The following is an 18258-nucleotide window of genomic DNA, read 5'->3' on the forward strand; positions in this document are numbered from 1 at the left end:
CTGAATTTATTAAGTAAAGGTGTAATGAGATTTAAGCTAACTGGTGCATTATTATAACAAGGGGAGTAGCTTCTATGCTAAGGGGTAAGGTTAGCGGAAAACTCCCACCAACACTGTCTTGGTTCCATATTGGAAAGTCTCTTTCGTTAATAAAAAGGGCTCAATGTTAAAATTTATGTTACAGTTAGAAAGAATATTTTAAAAGTGAGTAGGCGAACAACATGATTGAGATAAAAACATCTTCAATAAGTGATGGAGAATTTAATAGAGGGGTATTTGCTACGTGTGATATCAAAAAAGGAGAACTTTTACATGAAGCACCTGTTATTTCTTATCCAAACGATCAGCATCAATACATCGAGCAAACCATACTAGCTGATTACGCTTTTGAGTATGGAATAAATCATTCTGCAATCCTTCTTGGTTATGGAATGCTGTTTAACCATTCTTATCAACCTAATGCAGTTTATGAAATTAGTTTTAGTGATCACACATTCAACTTCTATGCTTTCACAGATATAAAAGCAGGAGATGAGATTTTAATCAATTATAATGGCGATGTTGATGACAAAGATCCACTGTGGTTTAATCAAGACTAAAAAGGTTAAAAAAATACATTAGAACTTTGCCTTTATTAAAAATACCTATCATGTTAATAATCCTATAGTTAGCGAAATAATGCACCTAAACTATATGGAGCAATAGTTAAACAAGGCGATCATTGAAACGGTCGTCTCTTTTCTACGGAAATATTATTTGAATATTATGCTATTATTGAGTAGTAATCAGAAAAGATGTGGATTTACCATATTAAGAGGTGTAGTAGTGGATAAAATTTGTTCTAAATGTGAGTCAGTTATGATTGAGTCTAAGTTAGATAGTAATCCAATTAGAATTTACAAAGCAGATGTAAAACCCAGCGCAAAAACAATGAGTAACATAACATCCTGTTATTAATTATGGTTTTCTTGATCTTTATGTAGAAGAGTCAGAAAAAATTCAGGTAGAGTTGATAAAGTATATCTAAATTTGTAAAATATTGTACTTAAATTAACTTGTGCAAAAGTTCACCAAGTCGGACATCTAAACGATCGTCTTTTCCTAGAAATGTTTTTTTGAATGTTGTGTCATTACATGAGAGGAATTTTTGAAAGTTACGATAAAGAGAAAAATATCTTACAGCTCCTCAACTAAAAAGAGTAATAAAATTTATAAAACCAATACAAGTTGAATTGAAGCATAATATGAGGTGATAGTATGAAAGAATATAAAAAATGTCAAAGCTGTGCCATGCCATTAAAGAAAATAGAAGACCGTGGTACGGAGAAGAATTTAGATAAAAGTTCAATGTTTTGTAAGCATTGTTATCAAGAAGGAGAATTCATTCAAAAGGACTTTTCTGTAGATGAAATGAAACTGTTTGTAAAAGATAAATGCATCGAAATGGGGTTTCCGAAGTTTTTGGCAGGAATGTTTGTAAAAAACCTTCATAAATTAGAGAGGTGGAAATAGACATTACATTCAAAGCAAAAGAGCAATATGTTAGGCCTACTTCATTTTAGTAGACCAGACTATAGTGAAACCCAATTTGATGCGATATTTGCGGATATAACTTAACAATAACGGGTGCGATGCTTAAATAGGGCATCACCTTTGTGTTGGAATAACGTATAAAATTGTGAAGTATTGTACTTAAAGGCCTAGCACGCTCTTCAATAATGCTCATGCAATATCGAACTAGTTCACGTAGTTCTCGTTGATTTCGATCTGGAATATAACTAACTTTTGAGTCCATGACGAAGAAGTTTGGCAATCCATTCTGCATCTTTGAAATCTGTTTTACGTCCTAGGACTGCCTTCATATGTTGGGCATTCACAACTAGAACCTCAATATCTTCAGCCTCAAGTAAATTCACAATAGGTTTCCAGTAAACACTCGTACTTTCCATGGCAACATGGGTGCAATTATGCTGTTTAATCCAGTCAACTAATTGTATTAGAAAAACAGTTTTAGTTGAAAAAGTTTGAATGGCTAACGGGTAGTTTAGTTCAATTTGAAATCACAAAAACTACATAAAAAGGCACTGAAATTAGTGCCATTAATTATTTTATGGTGCTATTAGCAACTCTTATATTGAAACTTTCTGGGAAATTGTTTCACAATTGCATTCGTTATTGTATCCGCCATTTGTAAAGCTTCCGCTTCAATTTTATCAAACACAGCAATGCTTGATTTAAAATTGTTTTGGAGTATAAATACTGCTTCCTTTATAGTAAGTTCCAGATGCTCGAAAAACATTTCTTGGAATTCATCTCTTGATATAAATGGATTTATTCTACTTAGGAATTCAGCATTTTCTTCTCCATTTGCGAACGCTCTTCGCTTTAAAGCTGCAACAGCTTTTTGATTTCCTGCTTTTGCGGCTTCAACAAGTTCCGCAGTAATTACCAGATGTTCCCTGATTAAACTGCTGAACTTTGCGGCTATTCTATTTCCATAGAAAGGCTCTAGTAAATTGCCCATATCTGTAGCGTTTTGAAGTAGACGTGCGGTAACAGCGCCTACATCAGGTAAACTAAAGGCAATGCTATTGATTGTCATTCTTGTCCAGTACACATGTTGTTCCCAAACTAAACGCATGGCATTACTTAAACGAACTTCCTGTTCACTAATACAAGAATCGTTAAACCAAGGTTTTTTCATCGTTTCACCCCCATATCCCTGAATAATATTCAATGTATTCCAAATCTAAAAAGATGCTTGTACTTTTTAACTATTGGCTATTCATTTATTTCAAATAAATCAATTATACGTTCCAGATTAATTCCTTATTGAAGTAACTGGTGAACTGGTGCGTTTATTCTAAAAGGATTAATGCTATTTTATGTAGTTTTGTACTAAAGTGGCAGGTTAGTAAGGAGATTCAAAAAGGGAAGGAAAAATGGAAAAAATGGTTTTTAATTTTATTTGCATTTATGCTGTTTATTGCCAATGGCTGTGAAAATTCGAGTCTGAAAATAACTGAGGAAGAAGTAGAAGCAAGAGTTATTGAAGACCACACTGGGGAAATAGGGGAAGTTAAAATAATATCAGTAAGTCACAAAAGAGGTAAGTATATTGTTGAGTGGGAAAATAGGGAAAACTGTGAGAATCGAGTTGACCAAATTGATGACCAAAACGGTGATTTCATTAAAGGCGAAACTACAATTTGTTAATTTCAACTGGAGCAAAATCTTTAAATCGTTTTTTTGGATGTATAAAGCAATTGAATGCGACAATTGTCGTACTACACATAAGATAACTAATTTTGGAAAAAGTGCAATTATAGCTATGAGTATTTTGCCGATATGGATATTTGGTAATATTCTTTCTCCATCCGATAACATCTTTTTGTCGGCTGGTATAGGAGTTCTTGTGGGGATTACTGGTTTTTTACTTACACCATATGTTGTTCGTTACAAAGAAGCATTATGAATTATTATACTTAAAGTAAATGGCGCAAGAGTTATACAAGGCGATCAGTAAAATATAAATTGCACCCCAATTGTTAGACACAATTAGTAATTGGAGGTGCAGTTTTTGTATGGCTAAATTTTCTACTAAAGAAAAACTACAAGCAGTAAAGCGATATTTAAACCGAAGTGAAAGTGATTTAGATATTGCTCGGTCTATTGGTGTACATCATAGTAACCATTAATCAATGGGTTAAACACTATGAACTTTTTGGTGAGGTTGTATTTCGAAAAAACTATACAACCTACTCTGTAGAGTATAAACTAGACGTATTTAGCTGCATGAACGAACGAGGGACGTCTATCAGAGAAACAGCGGCAATTTTTAATATTCCATCGATTACTATATAATAAACGGATTAAGGCAAAACTAAAAGGCATGAGCCTATACAATATCGAACCCATGCCCATCATGCTTCCTAATAAAATAACCTGTCTAACACTTCAGATTTTTCACATGTCTTTTCAAATGTCTCTTATAATCTATCCATTAACTTCTTAAATATTTGATGACATCTTCAATGATCTCTGAGTCACTCCCGCCGTTTTGAAATAAACAATATCATTTGGGATCAAAAATGAATCAAAAAACACCTTCATTTCATCTACATCTGAAAAATGATAAACATTATTTGGATTTACTCCTGCCTCTATAGCTGGCTTTACAAATTCTTTTGCAATGAATCCTTTGGTGATGAGAACGTCGATCCCCAAATCACCGAGTAGATGCCCTGCCTTTTCGTATTCTTCATCAGCATATCGTCCCAGTGCTGCCATTCTTCCCAGTACAGCAATTTTCCTTTGGGATGGCAAAGCTATCCTGCATAATGTTTCTAAGCCTTCTCTTAAGGAAGCAGGATTTGACTTCCAAGTATCATCCACCAACGTAATTTGCTTTCGTCCTTCAATTATTTGAAAATGTGAACTCAAGTGATAAAAAGTAGATAATCTCTTTAAAGCATAGCGAAAATCCACCCCTAAAATTGCAGCGGCGGCTGCTGAAGCGCATGCATTATATACATTATGCTCACCAAGACCCGGTATATAACCTTTATATTCACTTTGCTTATATTCAATCCAAAAAGTCATGCCGGATGAATCAAATTGATAGTCTGTAATCCTAAAAATAGCATCCTTGTCTTTTCCAAACGTTATAATATCTCCCTTAAATTGAGAAGTATCGATAGGGGAAAGGTATGGGTCGTCCATATTTAGAATGAGAGTCCCCTGATTGTTCATGCCTTCCATTATTTTTGCTTTTTCTGCTATATAATCATCAAATTTTAATTCATCCGTATGATCCACATCAATGGTCATAATCCCAATCGTCGGGTAAAAATACTTACCTAATTCCGTCATATCCCCTTTTGAAGATACGGCTGTTTCAAACACTGCAATATCCGTATCGTCATCAATTCCCATTAAATAAGGAAGGTTGTAATATCTGGCATTTTTACTGGATATCGTTGCCTGGACATTGTTTTTTCTTCCAAAATGTGTTTTAGCATTTCTTTGGTAGTCGTTTTTCCACATGTACCAGTAATGGCGACTACAGGGATGTTAAACAGATGCCTGTAATATGAAGTGAATTTAAAGAAAGTGTCATTGAGGTCCTTTACCATAATGATTTGCTCAGGTTTTAATTTTTTCATATGAGAAAATGGTGTATCCGTAACGATGAAAACATTCTTGTAATTCTTTATAGATTTAACAGGCACCTCTCTATTGTTCCAACGAAAATATAAAGTATGACTGCTAATTTCAAATCTGTCATAAGTGACCGTCTTGATCCGTATACCTTTTTGCTTATCATTAGGCTGAATACCCATTGCTGTTAAAATGTTCTCCAATAATAATGTCTTCAAAATATCACTCTTAAGTTCCTTTTTTGAAAAAGCATCTCCGTCACTAATGCTGTTCTACATGGTATTAGTGACGGAGATTGTATAATATGACGTGGCCCCTAATGCAGGTGCGTGATAACTACACAGAAAATTAGCGGAATATAAAATCATTGTTTGTCATAAACTTATGAGCTTTTAGAATTTGAACTGGACCTAAAAGCTTAAATATCGGTTGGTCTGCCTGTGCTGGAGCAATCATTGCTCTTTTAGTAGGAGTAGTAGTGATGTTTTAGAAGTAATAGACATTACGTGGAATGCAACATTATCGTTTGTTGCGATCATCCTTATTACATTTATATTGAATCAAATTGGTTTGTTTGAGTGGGCAGCTCCACATATGGCAAGGTTTGCAAAGGAAAATGGAATTATAATGTTCGTCTATGGTATTTTAGGTGCATTGTTGTGCGTTATTTGCCAATGATGGAGCTGCATTAATATTGACACCAATTGTACTTGCAATAAAATCGGTGATTAGAGGAGCACCTTGGGATATTGTGTTTTTCTCGTAATGTATGGTTGGGAATAGAATATTCGTATTTAGCAATTGGGACAGGGCTTTTTTCTAGCTTTATATTATTAGTATTATGTTCGAACAAAAATAATGTTACTAGGCAGAATTGTGAAATCTAATAGTTCTTCTTCAACTATATGGTGCAAGAATTTAAAATGAGAACGAATGGCAGCTGTATTTTTCTTATTGCACCAAAGGGTCAGTAATTTGGTCGTCTTGTTTCGCATGAAATACTCATATTATTTTCGAAATATTCGCCAATATTAAAGTGCTTATTTATTGAGTTAAATCAGGCTAGAAGAGGATGGGTTAAATTTATCTGTTCAGGGTGGGAGAGAAATTTGAAAAGACCATTAGGAGTATCTTCAATTAGTTATTTCTATATATTCAGTTCAGTTGTCTTGATTGCAACAGCAATATTCTTTGAAGTAGAAGCTAATCCATTGGGAATATCAGATAGGTTTGGTCTACCAAATATGCCAGAAAGATTATTAAATTTATAGCGGCGATTGGTTCTCTTATCATTGTATAGGGTTATATGAGTTTAAAAAAATGGGGTTTTGGATGATGATTATATACTCATTAGGCTTTGGCTTAATAAGTTATATTTTGATATTCTCCTATAATCAACAACCATTTACAGGGAATTTTATACGGTCATTAACTGTTCTTATTTATACAATGTATGTTAGGAAATCTTTTCTTTTTACGCGCAAAAATTAATTATTTCGGACCATTTTATGGCATAAGAAGGAGTTTTTGATTGAGTATCGAAATTGTTTTTTATTAAATTTTATAATATTTGTACAAAAGAATGGAAGTGAAAATATGCAAAAGACTGTTCTGCTTGTTGAGGATGATAAAGATATTAGTGAATTGGTTAGTAATCACTTGGGGCAGGAGAATTTTACAGTAATTACTGCATTTGATGGAGAGGGGGCACTGGAATTACTTAAGAAAAATGAGGTTGATTTAATCTTACTTGATTTAATGCTGCCTAAACTAAGTGGGTTAGATTTTCTTAAGCAGGTAAGAACAACAAGTTTAATTCCTGTCTTGATCATTTCAGCAAAAGGGAGTGATATAGATAAAGCGTTAGGTCTTGGTTTTGGTGCAGACGATTATATTAGCAAGCCTTTTTCTATGCTAGAACTAACAGCCAGGGTACATGCTGCCATTCGAAGGGCTACACAATATCTTCCTTCAGAGAATGGGACTAATTCAACTATCCTTTATTTTAAAGCGCTTTCTCTTGACTTAAAAAACTTTTTAGCGCGAGTTAATGGGAAGTCTGTAAAGCTTACATCTAAGGAATTTCATATTTTGAAACTATTTATGACCAATCAGAACAGGGTATTTACCAAGGAGCAAATTTACCATCTCATTTGGGAAGATGACTATTATGGCAATGAAAATGTGATTAACGTCCATATTAGAAGACTTCGGGGAAAAATAGAAGACGAACCGTCCAATCCAGAGTACATTCGGACAATATGGGGAATCGGATATAAATTAGGTGAATAACTTATGGTCCTTTTATTAAGTATAATCATAGTTGTTTCGTTTGTGATTATTGGCGTGCAATATTATTTTAGGAGAAAACTAGATAGAGATCTGAACGACATACGAAATAAACTTTCAGATATTATTGATCAGAAGACGACTGAAAAAGTGCTATTACAAACCAATCAGAAAAACATTAAACAATTCCTCATTCAAATTAACCGTCTTTTAGATTACAATCAACAAGTGATTGCAGATTATCTAAAAACTAAAGACAGCTTAAGAAAAATGCTGTCTAACATGTCTCACGATTTGAAGACCCCATTAACAGTCATTTTAGGTTATGTCGAGAAATTAACTATAGACAAAAGTATGAGTGTAGAAGAACAGTACCAGGTTACTTCTCGTCTTCATCAAAAAACACTTAATGTAATAGCGCAGCTCAATCAATTTTTTGACCTTGTTAAACTTGATTCTGGGGATTATCCATTCCCTTTAAGTAGGATTTCTATTAATGAAATTTGCAGGAAAAATGTCCTAGATTTTTATGATATGCTTCAATCTAAAAATCTTCAGGTGGAAGTGACCATTCCAGAACAATACTATTACATTCTTGGTAATGAAGAGGCATTAAACAGAATCTTAAGCAATCTTATCTCAAATGCCATCCGTTATGGAAGTGATGGCGGCGTGTTTGGGTTAACAGTTCGAGAAGATGGGGACCATATCGCCATTGATATTTGGGATAAAGGAAAAGGAATCGCTAAGGTGCATCAAGAGCAAGTGTTTGAACGGTTATATACTCTGGATGATGCGAGAAATTCAGATTTTCAAAGAAGTGGAATCGGGTTAAGCATTACAAAACATTTAATAGAAGCTATGAAAGGTTCCATCCACTTGAGTAGTAAACCTTATGAAAAAACGGTCTTTACGTGTGTATTCCATCGCATTACATTTTAAATAATTATTCACAAGAGATGTTCAGTTAGAATGGCCTCTTTTTTTGGTAAATAGAGGCTGGGACAAAAGTGTTTTTACCAGATGAAATCCGAACATAATTGTCGGAAATAACCCGCTCCAGAAATATACTTCGCGCATCAAGAAGCGGCTGGTGAGCCCTCTTGTGCTATCGAACCTAGGTGTCTCGCCTATATTCTTCCCACAGGAGTCTACGTATAATTCCTCCGCTAAGTGAGTAAGTTGTTCGTCCTTAAAGTTAAACACTTTAGTTATGTCTCAGCCTCTGCCTCTATTTGCATAAGTGGAACTAAGGCAATTCGCCTCAAGGCTTTAGTTTCTTACGACTAACAAAAAAACTTAAGAATTTTGTAAGGATTTCGACAGAAAAAAGAGCTTTTTAATGCTTATGATGATAATAGATGGAGGAAAGGAGGAATCAGTATGAATAGCGTTGTGAAAACAACTGGGCTCACAAAAATGGCAAAGGGAAAACAGCTGGTAACAAATATAAATTTTCGTATTCATAAAGGAGAAATTTACGGTTTTCTCGGTCAGAATGGCGCAGGTAAAACAACGATTATGAAAATGCTCAGTGGAATAACGAAGCCAACAAGTGGAGAAATCGAATTATTTGGCCAGAGGCTTAATGAGAGTTCGAAGTTTATTTTAAAAAGAGTCGGAAGTATTATAGAATATCCAATCTTTTTTGAGCATTTAACTGCAATAGAAAATCTGAAGCTCCACTCGGAATATCTAGGATATTATGATGAAAAAGGAATAAAACAAGCGTTGGATATGGTCCATTTACAAGGGATTGAGGATAAAATCGTGAAGGAATTTTCCCTAGGAATGAAGCAACGACTGGGGATAGCTAGAGCTATTATTACTAAGCCTGAACTGATTATTTTAGATGAGCCCACAAATGGTTTAGATCCTATTGGGATAAAAGATACCAGGGATTTAATCTTAATGCTTAACAAGGAGTACGGAATAACCTTTATCCTTTCTAGCCATATTTTAGGAGAAATGGAACAGGTTGTAGACAGGATTGGTGTCATTGATAATGGAATCTTGTTAAATGAAGTAACATTAGAAGATATTAGAAAGCAACGAACAGATTACATCGAGTTATTGACAACAGAAGTACAAAAAACGCTTTATTTACTTGAAAATGAACTGCATATTTCGAATTTGAAAGTCATTCAAGGGAATAGAATTCGGATATACGATTTGACTCATTCTCAAAGCAAAATTTCCAAAATGTTAATTCTCCATGATATAGGCATTGAAGAGATTCAAAAACATACGAGCTCCTTGGAAGACTATTTTTATGAGCAAATAAAGGGGGGAGAAAAAAATGTTTAAATTAATGCGATTAGAATGGAAAAAATTAAATCAGCGTTCAGTGATTGGTGAAATAATCATTTACTGGGTAATTCTTATGTTTTGTCCTGTGTTTTTTATAAAAATGGTTATGCCTTTTTTTGGCGAGAGCTATGCTGCGGCCATTGAACTAAATTTGTATATACAAATGGGGCTCATCTTGTTTGGAGGATCCCTCATCAATCAAGTTTTCATTGATGAATATAAAAATAAAACGATCTCGCTTTCTTTTGGATATCCGATTAGCCGAAAAAAGTTGTTTACGGCAAAAGTACTGTTTATCTCACTATTTGTCTTTCTTGCTACGATTCTTGCCTTTTTATTGACAGGTTTGACAACGTATTTACTTGATCAGGTTTTTCCTATTATTAACGGCCAGCCAACTGGTTCGGATGTTGCCACCTATTTTAGTAGTATGATTATCGGCTCGCTAATTGTTACCCTGATTGGTTTCATTCCACTCTTTTTCTTTGGCATTTGGAAAAGAGCAACAGTACCAACAGTTATATGCTCTATAGCAACTATGCAATTACCAAATTTCTCATCACTCTTATATCTTAAACCGGAGTTTGTCATAGCACTACTGTGCATATTAGGAGCACTTAGCATATACTCTTCCATAAAAACTGCGGAGAGTGTGGGGGAAATTTAGTTTTGGGGGAATATGTATATTAGACGAAATCTGGTTTTTGTTTAATCCTTTTTCAAACCATCGGATAAAAGGCAATTCGAAATAGAATTGTGTAAATATTTACCGAACATACTGTTGAAGAAAGATCTCGACTAATTGCTATTATTCATATCGCAATTAGGAGTGGTATATGAGGACAATTATTATTAATTCTGAAATACCTTTACGCTTAAGGGGTGTAAAAAAACAATCAAACTTTATTTTAAAGCCACAGTTCATGTTGTTTTTAGAATAAAGTTTGATAAAAAATGCAAGATTTTTACTTAGAAAAATGTGCATTTAAAAAAGATATATAGATTAGCAATTAAAAATGATGGACTTCATTTTTGTGAAGATGGATATAATTTTCTATAGGTTTAATAACAAAGAAGGTTTAAGAAATTAGTTTTTGAAGTAAATGATTAAATACAACAAGGAGATCGTCAATAAGGCGAGATTTTTTAACTAAAGGGGCAGTTTAAGTTTAACAATAAAATTTTTTTCTAATTAAGTGGGAGTGAAAGAGTGGATAGGAAAATAACAGTTGAAGACTATAACTCACATTGGTCCGAACAATTTGATAAAGAAAAAGTTAACCTGAAGCAAAATTTGACCAATGAAGTAATCTCAATTGAACACATTGGAAGTACATCTGTAAAAGGGTTAGGTGCTAAACCCATTTTAGATATTGCTATCGGAGTAAATGATTTAGAGATAGTTAGCAAATTTATTGAGCCATTAAAACAAATACGATATGAATTTGTTTATCATAAAGAATTTCCTGATAGACGCTTTTTTAGAAAGGGTCAATGGGGAGCTGGTACCCACCATTTACATTTTTATAAGTTTAAAGGTGAACACTGGAACAATCAAATTCTGTTTCGAAATTATTTAAGAAAGAATCCAGATGTTTTAAAAGAATATTACCAGCTAAAGGTTGATTTGGTTGAGAAATACCGTTTTGATAGAGTTTCTTATACAAAGAATAAGGCTCCTTATATTCAAAAAGTGATACTTAAAGCAAAAGAAGAATAAAGACAATCATAACTTTTAATTATGCTAACGGGGCAGGTTAGTTTAGAAGGAAATGTATTACTTAGGGCGGATTTAGTATATAAAGTGGTTAGAAGATTGGTCAGGCAGCGTCACTAGCTCTGGAGTCACCACCAACTGATTTTAATTGTTCTAAGAATAATTTTGTAATACTTGCCATAAAGGTAGCGCTTGGATAGGGACTGGCTCGATAAAACATACTAGTCACTTATCTGTGGAAAACCTAGTAAACTACAAAATAAATAGCTGATCTAGGAATATAAAGCTTGAAAAGTGGTTTAGAACTTTTCAAACTCGAATGTATGCTTTGTAAACCCTTCTCTTCTGAGAAGGGTTTTTAATTAATATAAAATCTAAATGGAGATGGGAAAAATGTTAAATGGCTATTACTACAGTTAGTGCGACAACATTTATAAAAGAAAATGTACTATTGGAAGTAGAAGCTAGAGGGCACAAGATTCTCTTCAAAGGTAGCTGTTGAAAATCCTGTTAAATAGAAAATGAATAAATGGTTCTGAAAAAGGTTACAACTTATAAAGTAATTTTTAATTGACTGGCGTCTTTGTAATCGTATGGTCTGAAGTTGGCTTTGGTGTCGCCTTGCTATTGGACTCAACTTTAGACTTTACGTCGTCTTTAGCGGATAGTAATTGATCCTTTGCCTCTACTGCTCTATCTTTTACATCGACTAATTCACCTTGTGCGTCTTTCACTGAAGACATCACTTCTTTTGATTCCTCAACTACATTTTTAGTTGTATCTTTAATATCTTTAACTTGTGTATCCAAAATTGCCTGTATTTTATTGATTGCCTCTTTGGAAATCTCTGTTGCATTCTGAACACGAGTGATAATAGCATTCTTCGTACCATTTGGATCTTCTTTAATTGTTGTTGCATATTTGTTTACGGAATCCTTCATGTTTTTAGAAGTATCTTTTACTTTCTCGCGTGCATTTCTATTCAGAAGAACTAATGAAGAAGCTCCTGCAATTATTCCAGCAACAATCAATCCTGTTTTTGCCTTTTTTTGTTTTTCTATTGTCATACCCAATGAAAAAACTCCCTTCCATAATATAGATTTTTTTATTGGTTATTCTTTTAATTCCCGTGATGAAACAAATTAAACATCTACTTTTCAGGAAAAATTGCGCTTCCTCCTAGAGTAAGGTTTACCGTAGTCCAATCGAAACCTGATGCTTTGCCTGGGAATTATCCAGTGTGAAAGGTTGATAAAAAGTTCTATAAGTATGTGCTAGAATAATAGAAAACGTTCTTCAGCTAAAGGGTGCAAGATTTCAATAAGCCATTATTCAGTAGTTCGTCTTTTTTTATATCAAAATTATAATTTTCTTGCAATAATATGTTAAATTTAAATTGGAGAATGAAGTTATCAAGCTATTGCGGTAGGTTAATAGAAGAAGGAAAAAGGGTCTTTGTAGGATATGTTATTGCGTATTGCTTATCACGAATCTGTTCACTCAGGACAATTGTTAGATTATATAAGAACAATGGATATAGATAGACCACAAATTTGGGATTAATTATTTATTTCTACCCTTGAACTACCATGAAGGTTTACATTCGAAAATCCTAAAAAAGACAAAAATAAACTAGACCCAGCATTTTAAGATTTTTTTTAATGCTGAGACAAGATTGTTGTAAATATACCCAAAAGACATTATAGATATAGAAACAAACTTTCATTCTCTGTGGTGTATCGCTGATATTGCGATACATGGTGACTAAAGGGTAGCAATCCTTTAAGAACAAGAGCTGTCAGTTCGGCAGCTTTTATCGTTACAATTTAATAGTTTATCCCTATCACTAAAGAGGCAAGTTAGATATAGCTATTAAACAGAGAGAGTTTAAGAATAGTGTAAACCATTTCTTGTTTTGGCCACCATTTAAAATAGTAAAAAATCGATGAGAGTTGGTATTCTAATCGATTTTTTAATTTGAATTATTCGAATAAAATTCTGTTATTTCTCCATGGACTGGGTAATGCGCAATCGTGGAATTAAAATTAAACAACTTTAATATTATATAGTGTAATTCAACAACACATTCAAAAAAAGGTTGAATATGCTGGTAATACTACAAATGATATTTAGATTGGAGTGAAGGATTGTGATACAACTAGCAGGAATGCAGTTTCAACAAAGTGGTATGTGGCCATCTGATAGTATTGAAAGTGTAATCATTCAACGAATGCAGAAAGATCCAATCGTTTATTCGTATCAATCCATGGATGAATTATCGTTTGAACTCAAGTTGCGAAAAAACATCATAAAAAGTTCAAAATCCATGAATCAAGGCTATTCACAGTTTGCGAGCTTCGCAAAATCTCGTTGTAACCCCCAATATTGGCTATTGACAAATGCCGGCGGATTCCGATTAAGGGATGATGTAGCACCATCTGATGCCATTCATGACATTTACAAAAATAGTTCACTATATGCGTTTGAATGTGCTACTGCAATAATAATTATCTTTTACCATGCCGTTCTAAACAGTATTGATGAACATTTATTTAATCAATTATTCCAAAATCTCTATTTATATAGCTGGCATTCTGATTCTGATCTTGGAATACACGACATTAATACGAGTCATTTCTTACCAGGGGATGTCGTCTACTTTAATAATCCAGATTTTAATCTAGAAACCCCTTGGTGGCGAGGCGAAAATGCCGTAGTTCTCGAAGATGACACATATTTTGGGCATGGAATTGGAATTGGGAACGCTGAACAAATGATTCAAGCTCTAAATAAGACAAGAATGCCAGGGAGTAATCAATCAGCCTATCAGGAAAATTTAGTCACAAGACTATCGTTTAAACATTTGGCAAAATATTCGATGCCGCCACGAGGTTATATGAATCATAAAATTCAACATGTATTATTTCACCATAACAAAAGCTCAATTTCATATGATCGATACTTATACTATTTAAATATGATTTATAACCAGATAAACGATATAAACTTATTCCCATGAAAGATAATGTCAAGCAAAAAAAAGTTGTTTATGGTGCTTTACCATAACAGTGAGAGCATTTTTTAAATATAATGTTTGAAACTGAAATAATTAAGGAGACGATGTAGTGAGCGAATAGATAAACGTAACAGATTAAGCGAAGAACCATTTGCTTATAAAACAACGAGAAAAAGAAAAATAGTTTCTTAGATAGAACAAATCGAAGGTGCTTTATTAAATTACCATGAAAGTTGATATCCGAAATTCCTAAAAAAGACAAAAACAAACTAGACCCAGCATTTATGCTGAGACGAGATTGTTGTGAATATACCCAAAAGTCATTATAGACATAGAAACAAACTTTCATTCTCTGTGGTGTATCGCTGAATTTGCGATGTATGGTGACTAAAGTGGACATTAGTCAAGTAGAGGTTGTCCCAAAAGCCAATGTTGACAATCGTACAGCCCGGGTTTGTAGTGGTTTATCCCGTTAGTATGCTAGTATGATTAGCTCAGGATTATTTTTCCTTATTAGCTTCTAATGTTGCGGTCCTCTTGCTCCCAATTAGATACAATATCAAAATAATAATCATAAATGTAGCAGAATAACTAAAAGTCATGCCGTACCCAACACTATTTGCTAAGAATCCAAGACCTACGGATCCAATGGCCAGACCAAAATCTATAAAAATAAGTAGCATAGAATTGACAGTTGCTTTTTTCTCGGATGGAACAAGGGTTAATGCCCATGCTTGGATAATTGGATGGATTATGGCAAAAGCAATTCCGAATAGTGCCCCTGAAACCCAAACCATCCACATACTAGTTGAAAAGCCTAATAAGACCAAACCTAAAGTCCCAGAAATTGCGGCTGGAATAATAAGGATTCTGTGACCGAATCGATCGAAAATTTTACCAGAGAAAGCCCGAATAATTACCATTGCAATCCCTTGTGCGATAAAAAACTGTGAAATACTTCCGCCAACATTAATCTCTTTTCCAAAAGCCCCAATAAAGTTAACTGTTCCTGCAATTGCCATATAATTGAAAGCTACCAAAATACACGGAAGAAGAACACGCTTATCGAACATGTATTTATAGAAAGGTTCATTATTTGTCGTCTGTTTATTTTCTTTTGTAACTGTATTTTTTGTGAAAAAGCTACACACAAGTGAAAAAGACATAAGACCGAGAGTTAACATCATCATGGAGTGGAACGAATAATTTGCAAGATAAGAAATTGCGATTAGTGGCCCCATTGTCGTCCCAACGCTAGTAGACATTGCAAAAAAAACAATGCCCTCACCTAACCGAGATTTTGGAACAATATTACTTGATATTGTAAAGACTAAAATCGTAAGCATACTAAATCCAATACCTTGTAGTGCTCTAATGAATATTAAAAATCCGATGGAGTCATTTACAAAAGTAAGACCAATTGTTCCCAAAAAATAAAGGAGAGAAATAATGAGGAGCAATTTCATATTAACTTTTTGGATAATGACACTTGCAAAGAAGCGCGTAATTAGTGATGCTAACATTAAGGTTGTGGTCATGGTTCCTGCAATCGTAGGATTATCGTTAATGGTTGATACAAAAATTGGGAAACCTGCTGTAATCATATAAAAAGAAGCGAACATTACTAAAGACAATACTATAATAATTAAATATTGGTTTGTCCATAGTTTAACTTTTATTTTACCCATGGTGTATAAGACCGCCTTTCAAAACTACTTACAAAATCATGACAACTTTATTCTTTCCTATTATTTAAAAAATATTATTAGCGAAAATATAACTGTAGAAATTGAGAAATACTAACGGGGAAGTTCTCAAAGGCTACAAACAACCTTAAAAGTCTTGTCGTTTATAAGATTGTGAAAAGGTGTACTTAAGCTAACTGGTGCACGAGTTCAACAAGGAGGTTAAGATGACCGTCTTTTTCTTTAGAAAGTTATTTTTGAATATTATGGTATTATGAAGATGTAGCTATTTAACCATCGTAGAAGAATTGTTTAAGAAGGAAGCGTAATTGTACTGAATAAACCAGGAGAGGTATTATTGGAGAAAAAAATAACATTTAGGATAGCAACAGAACAGGATTTAGATAAAATTGTGAAAATGCTTGCTGATGATACTTTAGGAAGTAAGAGAGAGCGTTATGAGCAACCACTCCCAGAAAGTTACTTAAAAGCGTTTCAAGCTATTACATCTGATCCTAACAATGAGTTAGTCGTAGCTTGTCAAGACAATGAAGTTATCGGTGTGCTACAAATTACATTTACACCGTATATAACACATCAAGGCAGATGGAGAGCGACAATTGAAGGCGTAAGAACATCATCCTCTGAACGTGGCAAAGGGGTAGGAACTGAACTAATTCGTTGGGCAATTCAACGTGCGAGAGAACGTGATTGCCATTTGGTTCAACTAACAACAGATAAAAAACGGAACGATGCCTTACGTTTTTATGAACAGTTAGGTTTTAAAGCCACACACGAAGGCATGAAAATGAAACTTTAAATTTTTCTTATTAAGCTAACGGGTGCGATAGTTAAACAAGACGATCAGTAATATTGTCGTCTCTTATCTTCAAACAATATTTTTTAAAAATTATGGTACTCTGATATAGAGCTATTGAACTATTGGGGCAGTTTAGTTGAACAAGCGCCTTTGGCTCTTATTTAATAATCGGGCCATATTCTTGAATAATATTCAATAAGGAAATTGATATTTATGCTAAAATTGAAATCGTAAAGGTTGCTATTTCCTCTAGACGTAAGCAGTTTTTAGATTTTAGAGACTCACCCATGTATGGTTTGATGAAAGTATAAAATAGGACATTTTATAAAATTTTGATGCAAAAAATAAAAAAGGACGAGGTGGATTCAAATATGATAAGTGATACAGATTTGAAGCACTTGCGACGTAGTGTTGAATTAGCAAAAATCGCTCTGGAGAAAGGTGACGAGCCATTTGGTTCAGTACTTGTGTCAGCCGATGGAGAAGTGCTTTTTGAAGATCATAACCACGTGGCAGGCGGTGACCATACCCAACACCCGGAATTTGCTATAGCACGATGGGCAGCTAATAACATGGTACCTGAAAAAAGAAGCAAGGCGACAGTATATACCTCTGGAGAACATTGCCCTATGTGCGCTGCGGCTCACGGTTGGGTTGGTTTAGGTCGAATCGTTTATGCAAGTTCATCTGAACAGTTGGTACAATGGTTTGTTGAATTAGGCGTTGCTCCATCGCGTGTTCAGAATCTGCCCATCCAAGATGTTATTAGTGATACCACAGTAGATGGCCCTGTTCCTGAACTAGCGGAGGAAGTTCGTCAACTTCATCGTCAGTTTTACACAAAGGGACGTTAAACATAACACAATCTCGACATTTAGAGCTGTCATAAGGTTATACATATGATAATAAAAGCCTACAATACTAGGTACTTTAATGCCTATCGTTAATAAATAATAAAAAGCAGCATTGATCGGTAAAATCCAATGCTGTTTTTTTGCCTTTTAAATTACCACGGTGAACTGTATCATAAATAAATAAATAACAAGGCCATTTGGAACTAGATTTTATATTCATTCCCAAGCAAACGGGCAGTTAGCTCAATAAGGAATGTCAATGAGAGTACTGCATCAGTAGGCTAATTGAACAAATAGCTATAATAATAAATATAATCAATCCTATGATTCCAATACTTAACAACCCTAATAAAATATATTTTTTATTGCTAATTTTATATATATACCATGTAATTCTACAACTAGCA

17 protein-coding genes and 4 pseudogenes are annotated in these 18258 nt (G+C 34.0%); 15 read left to right on the forward strand and 6 right to left on the reverse strand.

The window, feature by feature from the left end; all coding sequences use genetic code 11:
* The first annotated feature begins 221 nt into the window (after positions 1–221).
* Positions 222–599, forward strand: a complete 378-nt coding sequence (locus CUC15_RS10170) for an SET domain-containing protein (protein ID WP_114916555.1) — start codon at positions 222–224, stop codon at positions 597–599.
* Positions 600–1257: 658 nt separating this feature from the next.
* A complete protein-coding gene (locus CUC15_RS10175; RefSeq protein ID WP_114916556.1) occupies positions 1258–1512 on the forward strand; it encodes a zinc ribbon domain-containing protein in 255 nt (84 codons plus the stop codon).
* A 172-nt stretch (positions 1513–1684) separates the two neighbouring features.
* On the opposite strand, the pseudogene CUC15_RS10180 reads toward CUC15_RS10175, so the two are convergent.
* Together CUC15_RS10180 and CUC15_RS10185 are read right to left on the reverse strand one after the other, a co-directional pair.
* A pseudogene (locus CUC15_RS10180) lies at positions 1685–2030 on the reverse strand (IS110 family transposase); the annotation flags it as partial.
* A gap of 89 nt (positions 2031–2119) precedes the next feature.
* Positions 2120–2704, reverse strand: a complete 585-nt coding sequence (locus CUC15_RS10185) for an acetylglutamate kinase (protein ID WP_114916557.1) — start codon at positions 2702–2704, stop codon at positions 2120–2122.
* A gap of 140 nt (positions 2705–2844) precedes the next feature.
* Here CUC15_RS10185 and CUC15_RS10190 point away from each other — a divergent pair, with 140 nt between their 5' ends.
* Together CUC15_RS10190 and CUC15_RS20475 are read left to right on the forward strand one after the other, a co-directional pair.
* Positions 2845–3216, forward strand: a complete 372-nt coding sequence (locus tag CUC15_RS10190; protein ID WP_114916558.1) for a hypothetical protein — start codon at positions 2845–2847, stop codon at positions 3214–3216.
* A gap of 368 nt (positions 3217–3584) precedes the next feature.
* Positions 3585–3852: pseudogene (locus CUC15_RS20475) on the forward strand (transposase); the annotation flags it as partial.
* A 159-nt stretch (positions 3853–4011) separates the two neighbouring features.
* Here CUC15_RS20475 and CUC15_RS20645 read toward each other — a convergent pair.
* Both CUC15_RS20645 and CUC15_RS20650 read right to left on the reverse strand, forming a co-directional pair.
* Entirely contained in the window at positions 4012–4905 is an 894-nt protein-coding gene (locus CUC15_RS20645; RefSeq protein WP_162800297.1) for a Mur ligase family protein, read from the reverse strand.
* A gap of 29 nt (positions 4906–4934) precedes the next feature.
* Positions 4935–5378, reverse strand: a complete 444-nt coding sequence (locus tag CUC15_RS20650; RefSeq protein ID WP_114916561.1) for a Mur ligase family protein — start codon at positions 5376–5378, stop codon at positions 4935–4937.
* Between the two features lie 191 nt (positions 5379–5569).
* Here CUC15_RS20650 and CUC15_RS10210 point away from each other — a divergent pair.
* The 7 genes and pseudogenes from CUC15_RS10210 to CUC15_RS10235 all read left to right on the forward strand — a co-directional run.
* Positions 5570–5893 (forward strand): annotated as a pseudogene (locus CUC15_RS10210) (ArsB/NhaD family transporter); the annotation flags it as partial.
* A 376-nt stretch (positions 5894–6269) separates the two neighbouring features.
* On the forward strand, positions 6270–6431 hold the full coding sequence (locus tag CUC15_RS20075) for a hypothetical protein (protein ID WP_162800298.1): 162 nt from the start codon (positions 6270–6272) through the stop codon (positions 6429–6431).
* Between the two features lie 325 nt (positions 6432–6756).
* A complete protein-coding gene (locus CUC15_RS10215) occupies positions 6757–7452 on the forward strand; it encodes a response regulator transcription factor (RefSeq protein ID WP_114918432.1) in 696 nt (231 codons plus the stop codon).
* 3 nt (positions 7453–7455) lie between these two features.
* Positions 7456–8391, forward strand: coding sequence for a sensor histidine kinase (locus CUC15_RS10220; RefSeq protein ID WP_114916562.1), 936 nt, complete (start codon positions 7456–7458; stop codon positions 8389–8391).
* A gap of 441 nt (positions 8392–8832) precedes the next feature.
* Positions 8833–9756: an ATP-binding cassette domain-containing protein gene (locus tag CUC15_RS10225; RefSeq protein ID WP_114916563.1), complete on the forward strand. Its 924-nt coding sequence runs from the start codon at positions 8833–8835 to the stop codon at positions 9754–9756.
* Positions 9749–10426 carry an ABC transporter permease gene (locus CUC15_RS10230; RefSeq protein ID WP_114916564.1) on the forward strand — a complete coding sequence of 226 codons (678 nt, stop codon included), beginning with the start codon at positions 9749–9751 and terminating at the stop codon, positions 10424–10426. The genes CUC15_RS10225 and CUC15_RS10230 overlap by 8 nt, the downstream gene beginning before the upstream one ends.
* 543 nt (positions 10427–10969) lie before the next feature.
* Positions 10970–11479, forward strand: coding sequence for a GrpB family protein (locus CUC15_RS10235; RefSeq protein WP_114916565.1), 510 nt, complete (start codon positions 10970–10972; stop codon positions 11477–11479).
* A gap of 563 nt (positions 11480–12042) precedes the next feature.
* Here CUC15_RS10235 and CUC15_RS10240 read toward each other — a convergent pair.
* Entirely contained in the window at positions 12043–12549 is a 507-nt protein-coding gene (locus tag CUC15_RS10240) for a hypothetical protein (RefSeq protein WP_114916566.1), read from the reverse strand.
* Positions 12550–12937: 388 nt separating this feature from the next.
* Between CUC15_RS10240 and CUC15_RS10245 the strand changes: the two are divergent.
* Positions 12938–13039, forward strand: a pseudogene (locus CUC15_RS10245) (DinB family protein); the annotation flags it as partial.
* Positions 13040–13625: 586 nt separating this feature from the next.
* Complete coding sequence (locus CUC15_RS10250) at positions 13626–14495, forward strand: protein-glutamine gamma-glutamyltransferase (RefSeq protein WP_114916567.1); 870 nt, start codon at positions 13626–13628, stop codon at positions 14493–14495.
* A 497-nt stretch (positions 14496–14992) separates the two neighbouring features.
* Here CUC15_RS10250 and CUC15_RS10255 read toward each other — a convergent pair whose 3' ends face one another.
* Positions 14993–16180 (reverse strand): MFS transporter, encoded by a 1188-nt coding sequence (locus tag CUC15_RS10255; RefSeq protein ID WP_114916568.1) that lies wholly within the window; start codon positions 16178–16180, stop codon positions 14993–14995.
* Positions 16181–16535: 355 nt separating this feature from the next.
* On the opposite strand from CUC15_RS10255, the gene CUC15_RS10260 reads away from it, so the two are divergent.
* Complete coding sequence (locus CUC15_RS10260) at positions 16536–16997, forward strand: GNAT family N-acetyltransferase (RefSeq protein WP_114916569.1); 462 nt, start codon at positions 16536–16538, stop codon at positions 16995–16997.
* A gap of 371 nt (positions 16998–17368) precedes the next feature.
* Positions 17369–17851 carry a nucleoside deaminase gene (locus CUC15_RS10265; protein ID WP_114916570.1) on the forward strand — a complete coding sequence of 161 codons (483 nt, stop codon included), beginning with the start codon at positions 17369–17371 and terminating at the stop codon, positions 17849–17851.
* Positions 17852–18258 lie beyond the last annotated feature (407 nt).

The sequence above is a fragment of the Oceanobacillus zhaokaii genome (assembly GCF_003352005.1).
Lineage (GTDB): Bacteria > Bacillota > Bacilli > Bacillales > Amphibacillaceae > Oceanobacillus > Oceanobacillus zhaokaii.